Annotated in this window: 17 protein-coding genes and 1 tRNA gene; 3 read left to right on the top strand and 15 right to left on the bottom strand. The window is 65.8% G+C overall.

Annotated elements, in window-relative coordinates; all coding sequences use genetic code 11:
- Positions 1 to 97: 97 nt before the first annotated feature.
- From DOD19_RS09420 to DOD19_RS09350, 15 genes are all read right to left on the bottom strand, one after another.
- Positions 98 to 490, bottom strand: coding sequence for a hypothetical protein (locus DOD19_RS09420; protein WP_003050375.1), 393 nt, complete (start codon positions 488 to 490; stop codon positions 98 to 100).
- A 21-nt stretch (positions 491 to 511) separates the two neighbouring features.
- On the bottom strand, positions 512 to 733 hold the full coding sequence (locus DOD19_RS09415; RefSeq protein ID WP_003120032.1) for a hypothetical protein: 222 nt from the start codon (positions 731 to 733) through the stop codon (positions 512 to 514).
- A gap of 333 nt (positions 734 to 1,066) precedes the next feature.
- Positions 1,067 to 1,624, bottom strand: a complete 558-nt coding sequence (locus tag DOD19_RS09410) for a hypothetical protein (protein WP_041652386.1) — start codon at positions 1,622 to 1,624, stop codon at positions 1,067 to 1,069.
- A 243-nt stretch (positions 1,625 to 1,867) separates the two neighbouring features.
- Positions 1,868 to 3,478, bottom strand: coding sequence for a DNA cytosine methyltransferase (locus DOD19_RS09405; protein ID WP_042178607.1), 1,611 nt, complete (start codon positions 3,476 to 3,478; stop codon positions 1,868 to 1,870).
- Positions 3,479 to 4,009: 531 nt separating this feature from the next.
- The gene (locus DOD19_RS09400; protein ID WP_013391789.1) at positions 4,010 to 6,040 is read right to left on the bottom strand and encodes a DNA topoisomerase III; all 2,031 of its coding nucleotides are present in this window, start codon (positions 6,038 to 6,040) and stop codon (positions 4,010 to 4,012) included.
- Positions 6,041 to 6,316: 276 nt separating this feature from the next.
- Positions 6,317 to 6,769, bottom strand: coding sequence for a single-stranded DNA-binding protein (locus DOD19_RS09395; RefSeq protein WP_013391788.1), 453 nt, complete (start codon positions 6,767 to 6,769; stop codon positions 6,317 to 6,319).
- A 73-nt stretch (positions 6,770 to 6,842) separates the two neighbouring features.
- Positions 6,843 to 7,370, bottom strand: a complete 528-nt coding sequence (locus DOD19_RS09390; protein ID WP_023087321.1) for a DUF3158 family protein — start codon at positions 7,368 to 7,370, stop codon at positions 6,843 to 6,845.
- On the bottom strand, positions 7,367 to 8,161 hold the full coding sequence (locus tag DOD19_RS09385) for a PFL_4669 family integrating conjugative element protein (RefSeq protein ID WP_023087322.1): 795 nt from the start codon (positions 8,159 to 8,161) through the stop codon (positions 7,367 to 7,369). The genes DOD19_RS09390 and DOD19_RS09385 overlap by 4 nt, the downstream gene beginning before the upstream one ends.
- A 429-nt stretch (positions 8,162 to 8,590) precedes the next feature.
- Positions 8,591 to 9,823 (bottom strand): STY4528 family pathogenicity island replication protein, encoded by a 1,233-nt coding sequence (locus DOD19_RS09380; protein WP_042178611.1) that lies wholly within the window; start codon positions 9,821 to 9,823, stop codon positions 8,591 to 8,593.
- 3 nt (positions 9,824 to 9,826) lie between these two features.
- Positions 9,827 to 10,387, bottom strand: a complete 561-nt coding sequence (locus DOD19_RS09375; protein ID WP_003090097.1) for a DUF2857 domain-containing protein — start codon at positions 10,385 to 10,387, stop codon at positions 9,827 to 9,829.
- A gap of 14 nt (positions 10,388 to 10,401) precedes the next feature.
- The gene (locus DOD19_RS09370) at positions 10,402 to 12,081 is read right to left on the bottom strand and encodes a ParB family protein (RefSeq protein WP_042178612.1); all 1,680 of its coding nucleotides are present in this window, start codon (positions 12,079 to 12,081) and stop codon (positions 10,402 to 10,404) included.
- A complete protein-coding gene (locus DOD19_RS09365; protein WP_003050422.1) occupies positions 12,074 to 12,343 on the bottom strand; it encodes a hypothetical protein in 270 nt (89 codons plus the stop codon). Before DOD19_RS09365 ends, DOD19_RS09370 begins: the two co-directional genes overlap by 8 nt.
- On the bottom strand, positions 12,327 to 13,202 hold the full coding sequence (locus tag DOD19_RS09360) for a ParA family protein (RefSeq protein WP_003090095.1): 876 nt from the start codon (positions 13,200 to 13,202) through the stop codon (positions 12,327 to 12,329). Before DOD19_RS09360 ends, DOD19_RS09365 begins: the two co-directional genes overlap by 17 nt.
- A gap of 42 nt (positions 13,203 to 13,244) precedes the next feature.
- Positions 13,245 to 13,457, bottom strand: coding sequence for an AlpA family transcriptional regulator (locus DOD19_RS09355; protein WP_003090093.1), 213 nt, complete (start codon positions 13,455 to 13,457; stop codon positions 13,245 to 13,247).
- A 118-nt stretch (positions 13,458 to 13,575) separates the two neighbouring features.
- Complete coding sequence (locus tag DOD19_RS09350; RefSeq protein WP_003120040.1) at positions 13,576 to 14,322, bottom strand: hypothetical protein; 747 nt, start codon at positions 14,320 to 14,322, stop codon at positions 13,576 to 13,578.
- Positions 14,323 to 14,773: 451 nt separating this feature from the next.
- On the opposite strand from DOD19_RS09350, the gene DOD19_RS09345 reads away from it, so the two are divergent.
- From DOD19_RS09345 to DOD19_RS09335, 3 genes are all read left to right on the top strand, one after another.
- The gene (locus tag DOD19_RS09345; RefSeq protein WP_003098996.1) at positions 14,774 to 15,274 is read left to right on the top strand and encodes a DUF305 domain-containing protein; all 501 of its coding nucleotides are present in this window, start codon (positions 14,774 to 14,776) and stop codon (positions 15,272 to 15,274) included.
- A gap of 497 nt (positions 15,275 to 15,771) precedes the next feature.
- Positions 15,772 to 15,845, top strand: a tRNA-Cys gene (locus DOD19_RS09340).
- 321 nt (positions 15,846 to 16,166) lie between these two features.
- Entirely contained in the window at positions 16,167 to 17,318 is a 1,152-nt protein-coding gene (locus DOD19_RS09335; protein ID WP_239498004.1) for an MFS transporter, read from the top strand.
- Positions 17,319 to 17,483 lie beyond the last annotated feature (165 nt).

Raw genomic sequence — 17,483 nt, 5'->3', positions numbered from 1 at the left:
GGGCGGGGAGAAAACGCGAGGGACATGGCCTCGAACGAGGCGCATGTCCCTCATGGGGTCCCGTGAACGCAGTGATGAAGGTGTGCCAGGGACCGGCTCACCAACCGCTGTAGTTCAGCAGCAGGTCGGCGATCACCTGGCGACGTGGCAGATCGAGGCCGTCGAAGTCCGACAACCCGTTGAAGTGGCAGCGCTTGAGCATGGCACCGCCCTCGCGCGCGTTGTAGAAGCTGACCATCGCGGACAGGAACATGCGTTCCCCGCTGCTCAGGACGCCGAGGGCGTCGTTGAGCCGCAGCATGTCGGGACGCAGATCCCACTTGCTCTTGGCCTGGTTCAGACCTTCACGGGTGCCATCGCCAAACCATTGCGGGCCGGCGATTTCGACACCACGCTTCCAGGCCTCAAAAAAGGCTTGGGGCGCAGCGCTGAAATGCCGTTCTTCCCGAACGATCTGATCGACGACTTCCTGCGGCAGTAGCTGGTTCATGACGTGATTCCTCCAGTTGGATCAGGGAATGGCGAGCTGGGACCAGCCGCCTCTTTCGAGGGCACGTTGAGCCGCAGCATGGCTGCGGAAGTACTCACGAGATTCCCGCGAAACGGGACCTTCGGTATCGCGCGTGCCGATGTAGTGGCCGGCGGCGCTGTGCAGGACTTCGAGCGGCAGGAACTTGCCGCAGTAGGTCAAGGCCAATTGACCGAATCGGCCGAAAGAGGCTTGCTGGGACATGGATGGGCTCCTTGGAAAAGCGGGGCCCTGTCCCTCACGGGATGGCAGCTCCCGCACGCGGTTGAAAAAAAAGCATCAGCGTCTTGGGAACGCGCGTCCGCGCAATGGATGCGATGCGGACTGGTGGGTTGCGCGGAGAGAACCCCGCGGCAGCCTGAAACCCTGGCTGCTGGCATGTGCTGACGAATCAGCGGACATGCGGACAGCTTCGTGAGGGTGCCGCGCCACGTCAGTTGGAAATCGGCATCTGGTCCAGCCCCGATTGATGTGCGCAGGACAAAGAAAAGCCCCGCAACGAGTGCGGGGCGGTCATGACGGTGCGGTGAGGCTGGATCAGCGGGGCTTGTCACCCAGGACATGCTGCTTCCAGATGGCGAATGCCTCGTCCGCTGGCAGCTCGGCCAGGATGATGATGGGCTGGTCCTGTCGGCTGCGCAGCTTTGCGAAATACGCCGCGCGGTCGGCAATGGCCTTGAGCTTGATGCCCTTGAGGAACAGCAGCCGGCCGTCCTTGATGAACAGCACCTTGTTGCCGATGTCGCGGTTGAACGCGGTGCGCAGCTTGCGCTCCGCATGCATGGCATCGGCCAACTGGTCCACGAGGAAGTCGAGCGTCATGTCGATGAGAAGCGGCTCGTCGTCCTCGCGTTCGACGTCGAGCGATGCCGGCGGCAGGCTCTTGGCGAATTCCTCGGCCTGGGCCAGCAGCGCGGCCTGGCCTTGCAGCGGGCGCACGAACGTCGAGCCGCCGTGTCCGTCATTGCGGGCTTCGGCGATGGGCCTGCCGTCGAACATGACGGTGGCGGTGAAGCACAGCGTTTCCTCGCTCGCGAAATCCGCGACCTTGAGGTTCTTGAGCGTGATGCGGTCTTGTCGGGTGATGGTGTCCATAGGAAGTCCTGTTATCGACCGGGTTGACGACACGCCCCTGACGGGACGCGGCATACATCCCGTGGGTTGGAGGAAGGTGGCATCGATGCCCGGTGGGCAGCGTTCGCCGGAGAGATGCCGGGGCGAACTGGCGGGTGGCGTGGGAGGAACCCACGGCAGCCTTGACACCCTGGCTGCTGGCTGTTGCCGATGCGTCGGCAATGCAGGAGGGAGGATCACGCGGCCCGCCGGCCGCGTCGTGCATCAATCCGAAGCGCTCGATCCCGTCTTGTGCGGGCACTGCAACAGCCGCTGGCCCAGCCACGCGACACACGGCACGGCCATGGAGTTGCCGATCGCCTTGTAGCGGGGCGCGTCGGCGGCGGGCTTGCCGCGGTACGGCACCAGCGTGTAGTCGTCGGGCATGCCTTGCAGCCGCTCGCACTCCACAGGCATCAGCCGACGTACCCGCCACTGCGACCAGTCGCCCGGGCCGGGGTCGTTCCAGTCGTAGCGGAAATGTGCCTCGAAGTCCGGTGCCAGCACATGGTGCTTGTCGGCACCGCCGCTGCTGGTGCGCAGCGCGGTCGAGACGCCATCGCCCAGTTCAGCGGCCAGGCCTTCGGTGCGACCGCGCAGCGCCACGCCGATCACCATCGGCCGGCCCTGGCCCGGCTTGCCGCCACCCGTGGAGAGCGTCCCGGCAAGCTGGCCGTGGCCGGATTCCAGCCGCAGCTCGCCGCGCGAGTTCTGCGCGAACGCGATGGCCGGCACGACGCCGGCATTCGCGTGGCTGAGGCGATGCCCGCCCGCGCGCAGCGTCGGTGCCCAGGCCATCGTTGCATCGGCTCCGCAGCCCTGGGCGGTGAAGGCGATGATCGGCACACCCTTGCCGGTGCCGTCCTCGCTGCAGCCCTTGCCGCCGTTGGCGGTGCTGAGCGTGTGGCTGATGCTGCCCGCGATGGACTGCGCCACGAAGGTCTCGACCTCGAAGTCGTTCTTCGGGCCAGGTGCCGCGGTCAGGCAGGCCGCGACGTCAATGGGGCCTGCGGTGTTGCCCCCGCCGAATCCGAACGTCACCGTGGCCTTGCCGTAGGGCTGCTTCAGTCCTGCATATCCCGAGTACCCGCCTGCTGCCGCAGCGCCCGATCCAGCAGCGCCGGCAGCGTCTTGCCACGGCACGAAGCCCGGCGAAGAATCCCCGCGCACGCCGTCGCGCTCAAAAAGTACCTCGGCGGGATCGACGCCACCTCCACCACTTGCCACAAGAAACACGCGACGGCGCCGTTGGGCGACGCCGAAATATTGAGCATCGAGCACGCGCCAGGCGATGCGGCGCCGGGGTCCAGACACACAACCTGCGTGCGCCCATTTTTGCCCTGGCGGTTCGAGCGCACGGCTTTCTCCAGCCAGTGCTCCCAGGAAGTGCCCGAAGGCGTTGCTGCGGTCGCTGAGGACGCCGGGGACGTTTTCCCAGACGAGCGTTGCCGCCGGGCGGCGGTCTTGGTGGCGGGTTTGGTCGATGGCATTTGCAAGCTCCACATAGGCAAGGGTCAAGGCACCACGTGGGTCGTTCAGCCCCTGGCGCGCGCCGGCCACGCTGAACGACTGGCACGGCGTGCCGCCGACCAGGATGTCGGGCGCTGGCACGGTGCCGGCGCGGACCTGGCGGGCGATCGCGGTCATGTCGCCCAGGTTAGGCACGCGGGGGTAACGGTGGGCGAGCACGGCGCTCGGGAACGGCTCGATCTCGGCGAACCACGCGGCTTCGAGGTCGAGCGGTTGCCAGGCGAGGCTCACGGCCTCGATGCCGCTGCAGACGCTGCCGTAGAGCAGCGGCGTGTTGCGCGGCGGTGCGCAAAGATTCGGGTGCATGTCGGTCTCCTGTTCGTATGGCGCAGGGCCATCGCCCTGGCCGGGGCGTTGAAAGGCAGGAGAAAGGCGCCGAAGGCCCCAGGGGCCTTCGGCTCGGGAGGAAAGAAGAACCACCCGTGGGCTGATTGGCAGGCCCGGTCGTCGCTAGAACCGTCTGCTCATCAAGCAATCACACCCGGCCCATGTCGTGGCTGGGGCCGGCATCGTCTGGCGCACATCCGCGCACAAAGGGAGCCCGTTTTTGCGCCGGCGGGCACCGGCACCGAATACCGCTGACCGCGAAGGGTCTCCGGATGGCTCGCACAGGCAAGCCATCGGGGGACCCTTCGCAGCGGCGGAAGGAATGCAGACGAGGAGAACGCGCGGGGTGCGGTTCGCGGAGAAGCCACCTTCAGGTCCCGCGGCCGGGGACGGCCGGACGGGACGCGCACACGGAGCAAGAAGGCGTTGCGCGCTGGGGCGTCCCGCAGGGCATGCGGGACACGGGCCACGCCGCCGATGGCGGGCATGGCTCACGGGGAACGGGGGCGGTCAGGCGCCTTTGCAGCCACCGCCACTGGTACGGCGTGGACGCGAGGCACCACGCCTGGACGTGCCGGTTGCCACCGGCAGCGTGCCTTTGCAGGCGGGGTAGCGACTGCACGACCAGAACGGGCCGCTCTTGCCGGTGCGCTGGCGCGTGGGTGCGCCGCACTGCGGACAAGCCGGTCCTTGGGGAACCTTGATGGACAGGGACGTGCTGCCGTACTGCGCGATCAACTGCGAAATCCATGCAGCCTGCTTGCCGATGAACACATCCAGGGTGAGTTGTCCGGCCTCGATCATGTCCAGCGCCTGTTCCCAGACGGCGGTGGTGCCGGGGTCGGCAATCGCCGCGGGCACGGCGTCTATCAGCGTGAGCGCCGCATCCGATGCGCGGATGGAGCGTCCCTTCTTCACGATGTAGCCGCGGGCGATCAGCCCGCTGATGATGTTGGCCCGCGTCGCCTCGGTGCCGATGCCCGTCGTGTCCTTGAGCTTCTGCTTCAGGCGCGGGTCGGTCACGAAACGCGCAACGCCCTTCATCGCCTTGACCAGTTCGCCCTGGGTATAGGGCTTGGGCGGCATCGTCTTGAGGGCCTTGATGTCGGCCCCGGCGACCTGACATGCCATCCCGTCGCGCAATGCGGGCAGCACCTGGCTGCGCGGGGCATCGCCGTCCTCGTCGGCGCTGCCTTCACGTTCTGGCTCGGCCAGCACCAGGCGCCAGCCCTTGACGACGACCTGCTTGCCCGTGGCCACCAGCTTCTGCTGGCCGCAGGAGAGGTCCGCCACGGTGCGGTCGAACTCGTGGTGCGGGAGGAACTGGGCCAGGTAATGCGCCCGGATCAGCCGGTACACCGCCTGCTCCTTCTCGCTCATGGCGGAGAGGTTCGCGGGTTCGAGCGTCGGGATGATGCCGTGGTGCGCCGTCACCTTGCTGTCGTTCCAGGCGCGCGAGCGCTGGGTGCGGTCGAGCTGGCCCATGATCGGGGCCAGCGTGGGATCGGTCTTTAGCAGGCTGTCCAGGACCGTGGGCACCTCGGCGAACATGCTTTCGGGGAGGTAGCCCGAATCCGAGCGCGGGTACGTCGTGGCCTTGTGCGTCTCGTACAGGGCCTGGGCAATTTCCAGTGTCTCCTGCACGTCCAGCCCAAGCTGCTTGGAACAGACTTCCTGCAAGGTGCCCAGGTCGAACAGCAGCGGCGGGCCTTCGCGCACGCGCTCGGTTTCGACCGACACCACCTGGGCACTGCCCGCGGCGCGGATCTGCTGCGCGGCCTGCTGTGCGATGGGCTGCTGCAGGCAGCGGCCGGCGTCGTCGGCGCTGGCATCGGGTGCCACCCACTGCGCGGTGAACGTCTGACCGCCTGCGGACAAGGACACGTCGATGGCCCAGTACGGCACGGACACGAAGGCCGCGATCTCTCGGTCACGGTCCACCACGAGTTTGAGCGTCGGGGTCTGTACACGCCCGACCGACAGCACGCCGTCGTAGCCGGCTTGCCGCCCGAGCACGGTGAACAGCCGGCTGAGGTTCATGCCCACAAGCCAGTCGGCGCGCGAGCGCGCCAGCGCCGAGTAATACATCGGCAGTGTCTCGGCCGAGGGCCGCAGCTTGGCGAGCGCGGTGCGGATGGACGCATCGTTGAGCGCCGACAGCCACAGGCGTTCGATGGGACCGCGGTAGCCGCACAGGTCGATGATCTCGCGGGCGATCAGCTCGCCCTCGCGGTCGGCGTCGGTGGCAATGACAAGGTGGGTCGCCTTCGCCAGAAGCGCCTTGACGACCTTGAACTGCGTGGCGGTCTTCGGCTTGACCTCGACCCGCCACTGCTGGGGAATGATGGGCAACTGCTCCAGCGACCAGCGCTTGAGCGCCGCGTCATAGACCTCGGGTGCTGCTGCTTCGACGAGATGGCCGATGCACCAGGTGACCGTGACGCCGGAGCCATTGAGGCAGCCTTCACCGCGCTGGGTGGCGCCGAGAATCCGGCCGATGTCTTTGCCCTGGGAGGGCTTCTCGCACAGAAACAGCCGCATGTCCGTCCATCCGCTTCCCGTTGTTCATGGAGTTGCCGGGATCGAGGATGCCGAGCGCCTGCGGAAGCAGCAGCAAACAAGCCGCATGCGGTGGCGACCGCTTTCACGAGATGGGATGGCTGCGGCGGGGATGGCGTGCAGCCGGTGGTGTGCTGGCCGGGAGCCGCGATGTTCGGGAGCGCGTGGAAGCCGGTGGACGTCGGTGGAGCTATCCCCAGGGGATAGCTCGCGAGGACATGGGGGGCGGCGAAGAGCCGCGGCCGCCCCCATGCTGGGTCACTTCCTGCTCTTGGTCTCCTTCGGCGCAGCCGGTTCCTGGGCGGGCTGGGGCTTGGGCTGCGCGTCCTGCGCGGTCTCCTGCGGTTTGGGGCTGAGGACGACGGACTCGATGCGGAACGGCAGGATGCCGACGCTGCGCGCGTTGATCTGCCAGGTCTCGCGCGGCTGCTCCTCGTTGTCGGTCCAGGGTTCGCGCTCCATGCGGCCGACGACCAGCACGCGCATGCCCTTCTGGTAGAGGTCCTTCCAATGCGCGGCGTCGCGGTGCCAGATTTCCACCGGCGCCCAGAAGCCGCCGCGATCCTCATAGTCGCCGCCCTTGGTGGGAACGGGGTTGTCGAAATAGACGTTCAGCCGCAGCAAGCGCCGCGGTTCGTCGTTGCCGTTGGGGAACTCCCGGTACTCGGGGGGCGAGCCGATGTTGCCTTCGCCGGAAAAATGCGTGCTCATGGTGTGATCTCCGTGGTGGTTGAAATACCCGCGCCTCACTGCCGCCGGGCGCGTGCTGGGGTGCCCGACGCGATCACCGATCGCGCACTGCGGGGGGTATGGACGCGAGCCGGCGCAGGTAGGCGTCTTCCGCCTCGGCGGCCTTGCTGGCGCACTCCTGGGCCTGCCTGCCCAGGGTGTGCAACAGGCTGATCTGCATGTTCAGCGTGATGCGCTGCAGCTCGATCGCGTGCAGGTCGGCCAGCAGGTTGACCGGCGTGCTGGTGCTCGCCATCAGCTCCTGCCACAGGGCCACGCCCATGGCCGAGCGGTCGTGCCTGCGCCAGCGCAGGAACGTCGTTCCCGCGCCAGTGGTCTGCTGGGCCAGTTCCACGGGCAGCAGGTGGAAGGGATGCCCACTGGCCTGTTGCAGCACTTGTCGCTGCGCCAGGCCGATCAACTCGTCGCGCATGGCGAAGCACTGGCTGGCCCAGGCCTCCAAGTCCCCTTTACCTTTAAAAGGCTTTAAAAGGCCTTTTAGAGAGGCCGCGTGCTCCAGGCGCATGAAGGCTCCCTGTTGCAGGCCCCGGAAGTAGCGGGTCGGCTGGTACAGATCGCTCATGCGGATTCGTCCTCGCCGGCAGTGGCTGCGCCTTCGGACGGGTCGGCAGCAGCGGCCGCATCACCATCGGCGCTGGTAGCGGCTGCGGCAGGACTCTCACCGCGCTGTTGTAGACCACGGCGCACGATGGGTGGCGCAAACTTCGAGCGGTGCGTGCCTTCGAGGACGTCCTGCGGCAACTCGCCGAACTTCTCCAGCGCGGCCCGCGCTGCGGCATTCTTCGCCGCGAAGTCGTCGCGCGTGCAGCCCGAGTAGCGGTACTGCTGGGCCAGCGAGAACAGGCTGCGCAGCGCGTGCGCGCCCTCGTTGAGCCAGCGCTCCAAAGTGCTGCGGTCGATCAGCGCGGTGTGGTGGGCGAGGATCAGCTTGCGCGCGATGTCGTCGTAGTCGGCCAGGAGATAGACGGCGGCAAAGCCCAACTGCGCATTGACGAACAGCGGCAGCTTGACGGGCTGCACGTTGAGATTCTCGCCCAGGGTCAACGCGGCGGGCACGCCGGCCAGGGCCTGGTCCACCTGTTCGCGCAGCGTCTGCAGCGTGGTCTTGGTCTGGTCGAGCTTGTCTTCAATGCGCAGCATCCACCAGTCGCTGTACGGGTCGTCCTGCTCCGAGCCGCGCTTCATCTTGTTCATGACGGCGATGTAGCCGTTCAGGCCGACGATGCCAGGTCGCCCCTCAGCGGCGGCGCGGCCATGCCAGATGCGCGAGGCGTGGTGGGTGTGCAGCGTCAGCGACATCGCGCTGCGCAGGGAGCCGAGGTTGAGTTGCAATGGTTCGTTGCTGGTTGCCATGGTGATCGCTCGCTGGTGGACAGGGAGCCGCCAGCATCCGCATGCGGCGGAAGGCAGTCAGTCAACAAACCGAAATGAGCCGGCCCCGGTTCTGTGCGCGCTGGCGGTGCAGCGCGCAACGGTCCCCTGGGGACCGCTCCGCAGATAGGCACTCACGTCGGCGTTCCCGTCCTCGGTTGTTGACGGTATGCGTGCTGCACCGCACGTCGCGCTGCCGTTCGACACGATCCTTCGCCGCGCAGCCGTCCCCAGGGGACCGTTCCGTTGAGCGCCATGGAGGTCTGCTTCATGGCCTTGCCAAGGCGCTTTGCCCAGGTTTCGCGCAGCGGGTCGCGCCGTCGCCCGGCGCTTCACCGCACAGCCGTCCCCTGGGGACCGTTCTGTTGACCGCCATAGACGTCTACTTCACGGCTTTGCCAAGCCCTGCGCTCAGGTCTTGCGCAGCAGGTCGCGCAGGCGCTCGATGTGCTGCCGGGCCACCTCGGGCGGCACGACGTTGCGCGGCGGCTCGGATGGTGGCGCTCGCGCCGCCGATGGTGTTGGCGGTGCCGGGCTGGTCTGCTTGGCCCACGCATTGAACTCGCCGCGCATGGCGCGCTGGATGATGCCGAACAGATATCCGGCGGGGTTGCGGATGCCATGCTTGCCGCACCGTGCGGCCCATTCGTCCAGCACGGCCTGCCGCAGGGCAGCGTCCACCTGCTGCAACGCCATCCTGGCTCCGGCCTGCTGTTCCGCCTTCAGTTCCGCGAAGCGCTTGGGCCATTGCAGGTCGCCCAGCGCACGCGCCTGCGCGGTAGTACGTACTTCATCAATACGACTACTACGTACTGTACGGTCCTGCTTCGGATTCCGAAGAGCGCCGTCTGGCGCGGGTTTCGGCCCTGCTTCGGATTCCGAAGAGGGGCGTTCGCCATTCCGAAGAAGGCTCGCGGGCCCTTCTTCGGAATCGTGGATCGCATCCTCCTGTGGATAACTTTCGGTGGCGGTGATGCCCTGGTCGGCCAGGCGCTCGGCGAGCACTTGCAGCCGCGACGGCAAGGTGCGTCCGGACAACATCGGGTCGTCCGCGATCTCCTGGAGGGTGTTGAGTCCCACCACCTGAACGGCCTTGGCCGAATGCCCCAGCGACTGGCTGACCAGGGCCAGGTAGTCGGCGTCGAGCTGCATCGCCTCGAACGGTGTCAGGGGTTCGTCGTGCAGGACGTAGAGGTTGCCGAGGATGCGGCCGGTCTTGGCGTCGCGCCGTCGTCGCACGAGGCTCAGCCAGCGCGTCAGGCGCAGCAGCGTCAGCGCCCGCGCGACGGTCTCGTGGGAGGCTTGTCCCGCGCAGGGCATGGACGCCAGCCAGGGGCGCAACTGCTCATAGGTCGGGAACGCCGTGACGCCGTCGTCGTTGAGCATCAGCCGGAACACCTGCCAGGCGTTGCGCTCCAGCGGTGTCAGGCGGCGGTCGAGGAACAGCCGCCGCGGCACGCTCTCGTGCCGATTGCCACTGAACAGGAAGGCGTCGCCGGACGCGGCAGGCGTGGGCACTGCCATGGGCGCTGGCGCGCTGGGATTTGGCTTGGGCGTGAGGTCCTTCAGCGCAGCGTCGAACAGGTCGGCGAGTGCGATGGGGCCTTGACGCGGGGCTCGTGGGGCGGTGTCGTCCACGGCCATGGCCTAGCCCAATCCCTGATCGACCCAGTTCCTGATCGCGGCCCAGACCACCGAGAGCGGCAATGACATGCCCTCGGCCAGGTCCATGGCCGCATCGAGAATCGAGGTCTCGTCCTCCAGATCGACGTTCCTGCTGCTGGTCACGGCTTTCCATTGCCGCCACAGTTCGGTGTCCTGGGTCTCGTCCAGGACGGGGTGGCGCCCCTTGCGCTTGGGCAGGCCGAGGATCTCCCGCCGCAGGGCGACTTCCTGATGGGTCAGGCCATAGAAGCGGCTGACCATCTCCGTGCTGGCCCCCAGCCGCAGCATGCGATCGACCGTGGCGATTTCCTTCTCCACGTCCTGTGCCTGGTTGAGCAGGCGCTGCAGCACTTCGCGGTTGACCGTGACCGAGCACCACGAGACGCTGGCGTTGGCCAGCACGCTGATCAGCGCGGGGTGCTTGAGCGCATCCAGCTCGGCCTCGCCGAAGCCCATGGCCTTGCAGCGGCGCAGTTGGCCGTTGCGAAGGTCATACAGCGCCTGGGCAATCACGGCCTGGTTGAGCGGATGCGATGTGGACATGCGGCCTCCCTCGCTCACGTCCCGGGCGCCGTGGTGCCGGCTTCCAGGTCCAGCAGACGCCGGGCGAGGCGCAGCAGCCGAAAGAGCTTGACCAACGCCGTGTCGCTCAAGCGCCTTGCGCCGCTGCCATGGCCTTGGCTCTGGCCGTGCAACAGGGTCGGCAGGTCGGCGGCGAGCTGCGCGCCGTCCAGGCCCGCTTCGGCGACGGGCTGACCCGTCAGGGAAGCGAGCAGCGTCAGCACCGCGCGGCCGAGCGGCGACGGGGCTTGGCCGCGGGCGCGGCACGCAAACCCGATGCCATCGGCGCGATCCTCGATGCACTCGTCCAGGCCTGCCTCCCCGGCGATCTCGCGCGCGAACTGCGCGATGTGGATGCGCAGCCGATCGGGCGTGTCCAGGCCGGCGTCGATGTACCAGACGTCGGAGATCGGATAGAGTCCGCCGGCTTGCACCGGGATGGACTGCAGCACGCTCGCCGAGAAGTCGGGCGGCAGCGCATCGCCCAACTGGTCGGCGACCATGCGCTGGATCGACTGCAGCCGTTCGGTCGTCGGTGCCGGCGAGACGATGTGCTCGCGAAGCAGATCGCTCGGTGCAGCCGCCGGGCTTCCCGTGGCCGCTTCGCCAGCCGCCGTGTCGTCGTGGCGCAAGGTGGGCTCGGACACCGCTGGGCTGGCGGGTGGAGGACCGGCCGCCGCTGCAGGCGTGGCGATGGACGATGCTGCGCCCGGGGGAGTCGGCGTGCTGGCGGTGGGCGAAGGCAACGCCGGCGGCGCCGCAGGTGGCGTCGGGTCGCTGACCAGCGCCCGGTGGCGGCTTTCCGATTCGGTCAGGTCCAGCGCCAACACGTCGTAGCCGACGCCCAGCAGCTCGGACATCTGGCCGATCAGCTCGTCCTGCACGCGCTGCGGCGCGAACTCGTCGCCCTGCGTGTCGAACTGCGCCAGCACCTCCTGAAAGAAGCTGTCAAATTCCAGCGGCAGCGTGCGGTCCTTGGCATAGTGCTCCCAGGTGCGTTTGCAGGCCGTGCGCATGACCGACAGCCGCTCGACCTGGTGGCGCCCCAGGCCGCCATAGAGCACAGTGGGAATGGCGGGCAGCAGGTAGCGCACCGCGTCGGCCATGCGGGTGATGTGTGACCGCTGGACGGGGAAGCCATCGGCCGCCAGGCGACGGGCCAGTTCCGACTGGCTCAGGGCGGCGCTGCTCTCCTGCTCGTAGAACTCTCGTGCCTTCTCGACGCCGAGCGCGCGCTCGATGAATGTGAGGCCGCCGCGCAGTTCGTTCTCCGCAAGATGCCCGGTTAGCGCGACGATTTCACCGCGCTGGGGCCATGGCCGGAACAGGCACGATATGCGGAAGAAGCGTTCTTCCTTGGTCTCCGACCAGAGTTCGCGCAGGATCGCCAGTCGCGTGTTGCCGCCGTTGCGGATGATGTAGTGGTCCTCGCCGGGCCGGCGCGTGATGGCCGGCGCCGCGTCCAGGCCGCGCTCGCGGATGGACGCCTTGATTTCCTCGTAAGCCGGGTTGCGCTTCATGCGCGGGTCATGGTCGTAGGGCCGCAACTGGTCCAGCGTCACGACCATGGGCGTGTCCGCGATCGGGTCGCTCAAGGCCGTAGCCGCTGGGCCGCTGCGCTCGAAGCCGGCCGCGAGCAGCTTGCCGGCCATGTCCTGCGAGGTCATGTCAGCCATGGCCGCACCCCTCGCAGTCCCCACGACCGCCGGCCGGCGCCATGCGGGCCTCTCGCTCGGCGCGGCGGATCTGCGCACGGGCGTTCAATTCGGCCCGGTGGTCACTCGCTGTCGAACTCGTGTAGATCGCCGCGCAGCCGGCCTTGGTGAACTTGAGGTGCCCGCCCGGCGTGCGCTTGACGTGCCAACCCTCACCGACCGCGAACTCGATCAGGGCGCGCAGCCGCTTGTGGCCGCGGGCCAGCTCATGTGCGTTCGCCATGGGGCCTCCCAGGATCAAGAGGTCGCTGCGGGCGGCCGGATACTTGAGCCAGTCGGTCCTGCCATTGCGGGAACAACTCGCTGGCGAGCGCGCGCATCGTGTCGAGCGCGGCAGGGGCGACTCTGCCGGGCGGCTGGCGGTGCTCGACCCGATGCACTGGCAGGCCGCGCGTTGCGGCGCGTGGATACGCTTCTATGGCCGGCACGTCGGTGGCGAGCACGCGGATGCCGGCGCTGTCCTGGAACAGGTCGCGCAGGGCCTGCTGGATCAGCCGTGCGTTGGCGGACACCGGGTGGACGCGGTTGATGAGCAAGTGCAGCGGCGGCGGTTCGATACCCAGGTGCCGGTACGGCGCAATGTCTTCGAGCAACTGCATGGTGCCGCGCCGCAGCTCGCGTGCCGCGAGGATTTCCGGCGTGACGGGCGACAGCGCGAGATCGGAGGCGAGCACCGCCATCTCCAGCAGCACGGAACGCGCGCCCTGGGTGTCGATCAGCACCAGGTCGTAGAGGGGAGCAAGTGCTGGCAGCAGATGCCGCAACCGCAGGCGGCCATCCGGCGCATGCAGCAACAACGTGTTCAGCTCGCCCCGGTGGTCGTTGGACAGCACCAGGTCCAGGCCCGCGATGATCGTGCGGGACACGAGCTGGCCAAGGTCGCGCTCGTTGAAGGCCAACAGCTCATAGATGCCGCCCGGCGCGCGCTGGGTCAGTTCGTAGTAGGAGGACAAGGTGGGCTGCACGTCGAGATCGAGCAGCAGCACGCGCAGGCCCGCGTCCGCGGCGAGCCCGCCCAGGTTGGCGGCCGTCGTGGTCTTGCCGACGCCGCCCTTCGTTGAAATGATGGACACGACCTGCATGGCGCTCTCCGGCTGGGAATGGGAAGTCCGCGGGAGGGCGGGTCAGGTCCGGTGGTTGAGGCGCTCGGCGATCCACTGGTCGATTTCGATCGAATCCCAGCCGACAGCGCGCACGCCCAGGCGCAGCGCCTGAGGGAACTGGCGCTTCTTCATCAGGTTGTAGATGTGGGCGCGTTTGAAGCCGGACTTCGCTTCGACTTCATCGAGCCGCAGGATGCGGCGCTCGTTCGGCGGGAGTACAGGGGTCTGCGACATGGCGGTCACTCCTGAACGCTCGGTGGCGTTTGTTGGCGTGACCTCTATTCAATAGACCTGGCTGCGGAAAGACATTGCAAATGCAATCTCCGCGATTGCACATACAAGCTGGATAACCTCATGCGCTTGCGCTACGGACGTACCTCTTAGCGTTGGCGAACTTTCCGTTTAAGGTGCGCTCAGTGATGCCCATGGTGCCGCCGTAGTGGGCGACCAATGCAGAGACAAGGGCCTCCTGCGTTTTGAAGCTGGAATAGGGCACGCCTGAAGGCGACTGGCTCAGCATCAGCGTCAACATCCCTCCAATGATGTTGAGATAGGTCGTTTCCGCCCGTTCGCTGATCTCGCATTGCTTGGATGCCAACAGCACCGAGGATTGCTTGAGTAGCGTGTCGTGCTGCTCCTGCAGTTCTCGCATCTCACGTCGGGCTTGTTCAAGCGCGGCCTGAAGGGCCAGCCGCTCCACGAGGATCGCCTGTCCTGTTTCCATGGTGATGAAAGGATGCGCCATGCGTTCGCCACGGCTGAACAGAAATCCTGGCCTGTGCTCGGGATAGTGGGTGCGCATCCAGCGTTTTAGATCGACATGGCGAACAGTCAGATCCAGAGAATTGAGCAGCTTCGGATCATTGAGCGTGATCCCGTTCTTGCCGTAGGGCAGCTCTCCGTTGAGGATGCCGTCATAGATACGTTCCGAGTGCAGCCGGCACTCATTCCATCGAGGGCAGTTTAGCGACCGAGGCAGGACACGCGGTGACGCGATCGTGGCCAGGATCATCGGGAGATACCGCAGCAACCCAGCCCATCGGATGGCCGCCTCGATGGGACGATAGAACACCTTTGATGTTGAAATGTCCTTGTGCATGTCTTCGTCTCCTTTCGGGTGCGCTACATCACCGGCTCCTTTCTTGCCCAAGGGCTGTTGTGTCGTTATGGCCTGCGACGGACGCTTGAGGCGATGCCATAAGCGAAGGCTGAGGAGGCCATTGGCGTCCGCCGCAGGTGGCCTTGTCTTGCTTGATATGCAAGAATCGATCAGTTGCCGGCCCATCGAGCGATGAGGACGCAAGCTCGATATTGGCGCTCACGGTACCAGCGTCATAGGTGGCGCAAAGCCCATCAAGACCGATTTGGTATAGTCTGATATCCAGACGGTTCAAGACCCGCGAGTTGAAGCGTTCGACGCCCCCAACGTCCAGTTGGGGACTGGAAATCAGCGGTTAGTGATGCATCGCTCCACATGCTGATATATCGACAAAGTATCTGCCGCAGTACCAGTGACCCTGCCAAGTTGCCCCAGCACATAGGAGACGGAGATGGCTGAACATTCCCATGAACATCAACATCACACATCCGGTCAGATGGGTAAGCACGGCCGACCATACGCCAAGTTCTGGGTGAACATGGTGTTGGGCCTCGTCGTCATGTACTTCGTAATGTTCAGCATGATCGACGGCGCCAGGGACTTCAGAAACAATCTCAACATGCTCTACATGGCGGTCACTATGTGGGCGCCAATGGGTATCTTCATGCTAGCGACAATGCCCGGCATGTTTCCAAACCGGCGGCTCAATCTCGTGCTGTACGGCTTGTTTGCCGTTCTCACACTCGGTTCTTTTGCCGCTACCCGTGCTCAAACCGGAATCGGCGATCGACAGTTCATCGCGTCTATGGTCCCGCACCATTCGGGAGCGATCCTCATGTGCCGCGAGGCGCAGCTCTCAGATCCGGAACTCGTCAACCTATGCCAAGCGATTTCCGATGGCCAGCGCGCGGAGATCGAGCAGATGAACCGGATTGCTGCACGCCTTCGTTGAGGCTGGCTGCCACTACACTGGCGCCGCGTTGCGCTCCGGCGAAGTTAGCCGCAGCGATGTAAAGATGAGTACTTGCGGTGTTCCGATGCCGGCGGTCGTGTCCTACAGCCGTCCAGGTGCCAGGCAGTCCACGCGACACCACCCCGCGCTGCCTGCGGAGCGAGCGCAAGTCATGATCGTCGCAAGTTGGAGTTCGATAGCGAACCCGCTCAGCAGCTGGACGCATCAGGCGTAACGACGGGTGGATGGATCATCCTTGGACGCTGGTGGAAGTGGTTGGATGAACTTTGTTGCCGAGGGCGAAAAACAAGGCTATAATTGAGTTCTTCACTGATCACCACAGTGAAGAAAGTGATTGGGAAACAGAGACTTAGCGCTCTAGTGCATGACTCGTTTCCCGCTCCAATCCCGAAGGGAAGCCTTGCTTCCCTTTTTCTTTATCGGCACGGCAAGCACGCGGTTCTTCACGAATTGCTACAATGCGGTGCTGAGCCCCTGGCGGGGTAGCAAAGTGGTTATGCAGCGGCCTGCAAAGCCGTGTACGCCGGTTCGATTCCGGCCTCCGCCTCCAGAATGCAAGAAAAAAGCCCCGACTGGTTCGGGGCTTTTTGTTTTTGCACCGTGCGCGATGCGCGTGCTTCGGCTTAACGTCTCCGTCCTGCATTCCTCAGTTTGGACAGTGCGTCACCGCGGCGTTGGCGCAGACCCAGACGGTATCGCCAGCCAATCCCCCCTCGGTTAAGTGGTTGCATGAAAAAACTGGGTTACCTAGACTCAAATGGTTTTAATTTGAAACCATATGAGACAACCAATGCCCTCTGATTGCGTTGCCGAACATTCGTCGACCGAGCGTGCCGTTCCCTCCCGAGCGCTGCCCCGCGCGTGGGTTGCCATGCTGGCGCTTTGCGCAGCGGCTAGCGTATCGAATGTCTACTTTGCCCAGCCGTTGCTCGAACCATTGGCCCGTGAGTTCGCACTTAGCGATGCATGGGCGGGCGGCATCATCGGCGCGACACAAGCTGGCTGTGCACTTGCCCTGGCGCTCGTCGTGCCGCTGGGGGATCGCTGGCCGCGCAAGCCGCTGCTGTTGGTGCAGCTCGTCTTGCTCACGCTGGCGTTGCTCGCGGTGGCACTTGCAGAGGTGCGCTGGTGGTTGTTGCTCGGCATGTTCTCCGTTGGTTTGCTTGGCACAGCGATGACGCAAGGACTGATCGCCTGCGCTGCCGCGTTGGCGCAATCGACAGAGCGCGGGCGTGTGGTTGGCGCGGTACAGGGTGGGGTCGTGATCGGTGTTTTGCTGGCGCGGGCCGTTGCTGGCTGGATCGCGGATGCCGCCGGCTGGCGTGCTGTCTATACGGTGTCAGCCGGCCTCTCGGCAGCGATGCTCTTTATGCTCTGGCGCTCGTTGCCTGCGCCGCCGACTGCGCTTTCGCCCATGAGATACGCCGCGCTCCTGCGCTCGATGTGGCAACTCTTGCTGACCGAACGTGTGTTGCAGGTACGCGGCCTGATCGGTTTGTTGATGTTCGCGGCGTTCAATGTGTTCTGGAGCGCGATGGCGATCGCTTTGAGCGCTCCTCCCTATGCGCTCTCACCGGCAGGCATCGGTGCATTCGGTTTGGTTGGAGCGATTGGTGCACTGGCTGCCGCGCGAGCCGGCCATCTGGCGGACCGTGGTTGGGCGCAGACGGCCACGGGCGTCGCGCTGGGTTTGTTGCTGCTCGCGTGGTGGCCGCTCGGTCTCGGATTGCAGCATCTGGCGTGGCTGATCGCCGGCTTGATCCTGTTGGACCTGGGTGGCCAAGCCGTGCACGTGCTGAATCAGAGTCTGATTTTCCGCTTGCAGCCGGAAGCGCACAGCCGGCTGGTTGGGGCGTACATGCTCTTTTACGCGGCAGGAAGCGGGCTGGGGGCGATGGCTTCGACTGCGGTGTATGCGTCGGCAGGGTGGTCGGGAGTGTGTGTCCTGGGGGCGGTGCTCAGCTTGGCGGCGCTTGCATTCTGGGCGGCGACCGCGGCTTGGACGCGCGGGCAAGCGCGCTAGCGGAAGGTTCGGCAACGAGGATCCCGGGCAGCGTATACCCGGTAGCCCCACCAGCCCGTGGGCCCGCTCCTGTACTTCCTGAGAACTCGCACCTTGTAATGGCGTGATAAAAAATGATAGAACGCCATGGAAACTCGGCTCTGCGCTTAGCTTTTCACAATTGTT

The organism is Ralstonia sp. GX3-BWBA (genome assembly GCF_003290055.1).
In the GTDB taxonomy this organism is placed as follows: domain Bacteria; phylum Pseudomonadota; class Gammaproteobacteria; order Burkholderiales; family Burkholderiaceae; genus Ralstonia; species Ralstonia holmesii.
Note: the sequence above shows the minus strand (reverse complement) of the source record. Positions and strands in the feature narration are given on the sequence as shown.

Coding starts and splice junctions, on each gene's coding strand:
- DOD19_RS09365 (WP_003050422.1), bottom strand. CDS start 12,343: ATGGCGAACGCACATGAGCTGGCCCGCGGCCACAAGCGGCTGCGCGCC.
- DOD19_RS09360 (WP_003090095.1), bottom strand. CDS start 13,202: ATGCAGGTCGTGTCCATCATTTCAACGAAGGGCGGCGTCGGCAAGACC.
- DOD19_RS09395 (WP_013391788.1), bottom strand. CDS start 6,769: ATGAGCACGCATTTTTCCGGCGAAGGCAACATCGGCTCGCCCCCCGAG.
- DOD19_RS09390 (WP_023087321.1), bottom strand. CDS start 7,370: ATGAGCGATCTGTACCAGCCGACCCGCTACTTCCGGGGCCTGCAACAG.
- DOD19_RS09345 (WP_003098996.1), top strand. CDS start 14,774: ATGGCTGAACATTCCCATGAACATCAACATCACACATCCGGTCAGATG.
- DOD19_RS09385 (WP_023087322.1), bottom strand. CDS start 8,161: ATGGCAACCAGCAACGAACCATTGCAACTCAACCTCGGCTCCCTGCGC.
- DOD19_RS09415 (WP_003120032.1), bottom strand. CDS start 733: ATGTCCCAGCAAGCCTCTTTCGGCCGATTCGGTCAATTGGCCTTGACC.
- DOD19_RS09355 (WP_003090093.1), bottom strand. CDS start 13,457: ATGTCGCAGACCCCTGTACTCCCGCCGAACGAGCGCCGCATCCTGCGG.
- DOD19_RS09335 (WP_239498004.1), top strand. CDS start 16,167: ATGCTGGCGCTTTGCGCAGCGGCTAGCGTATCGAATGTCTACTTTGCC.
- DOD19_RS09400 (WP_013391789.1), bottom strand. CDS start 6,040: ATGCGGCTGTTTCTGTGCGAGAAGCCCTCCCAGGGCAAAGACATCGGC.
- DOD19_RS09405 (WP_042178607.1), bottom strand. CDS start 3,478: ATGCACCCGAATCTTTGCGCACCGCCGCGCAACACGCCGCTGCTCTAC.
- DOD19_RS09420 (WP_003050375.1), bottom strand. CDS start 490: ATGAACCAGCTACTGCCGCAGGAAGTCGTCGATCAGATCGTTCGGGAA.
- DOD19_RS09375 (WP_003090097.1), bottom strand. CDS start 10,387: ATGTCCACATCGCATCCGCTCAACCAGGCCGTGATTGCCCAGGCGCTG.
- DOD19_RS09350 (WP_003120040.1), bottom strand. CDS start 14,322: ATGCACAAGGACATTTCAACATCAAAGGTGTTCTATCGTCCCATCGAG.
- DOD19_RS09380 (WP_042178611.1), bottom strand. CDS start 9,823: ATGGCCGTGGACGACACCGCCCCACGAGCCCCGCGTCAAGGCCCCATC.
- DOD19_RS09370 (WP_042178612.1), bottom strand. CDS start 12,081: ATGGCTGACATGACCTCGCAGGACATGGCCGGCAAGCTGCTCGCGGCC.
- DOD19_RS09410 (WP_041652386.1), bottom strand. CDS start 1,624: ATGGACACCATCACCCGACAAGACCGCATCACGCTCAAGAACCTCAAG.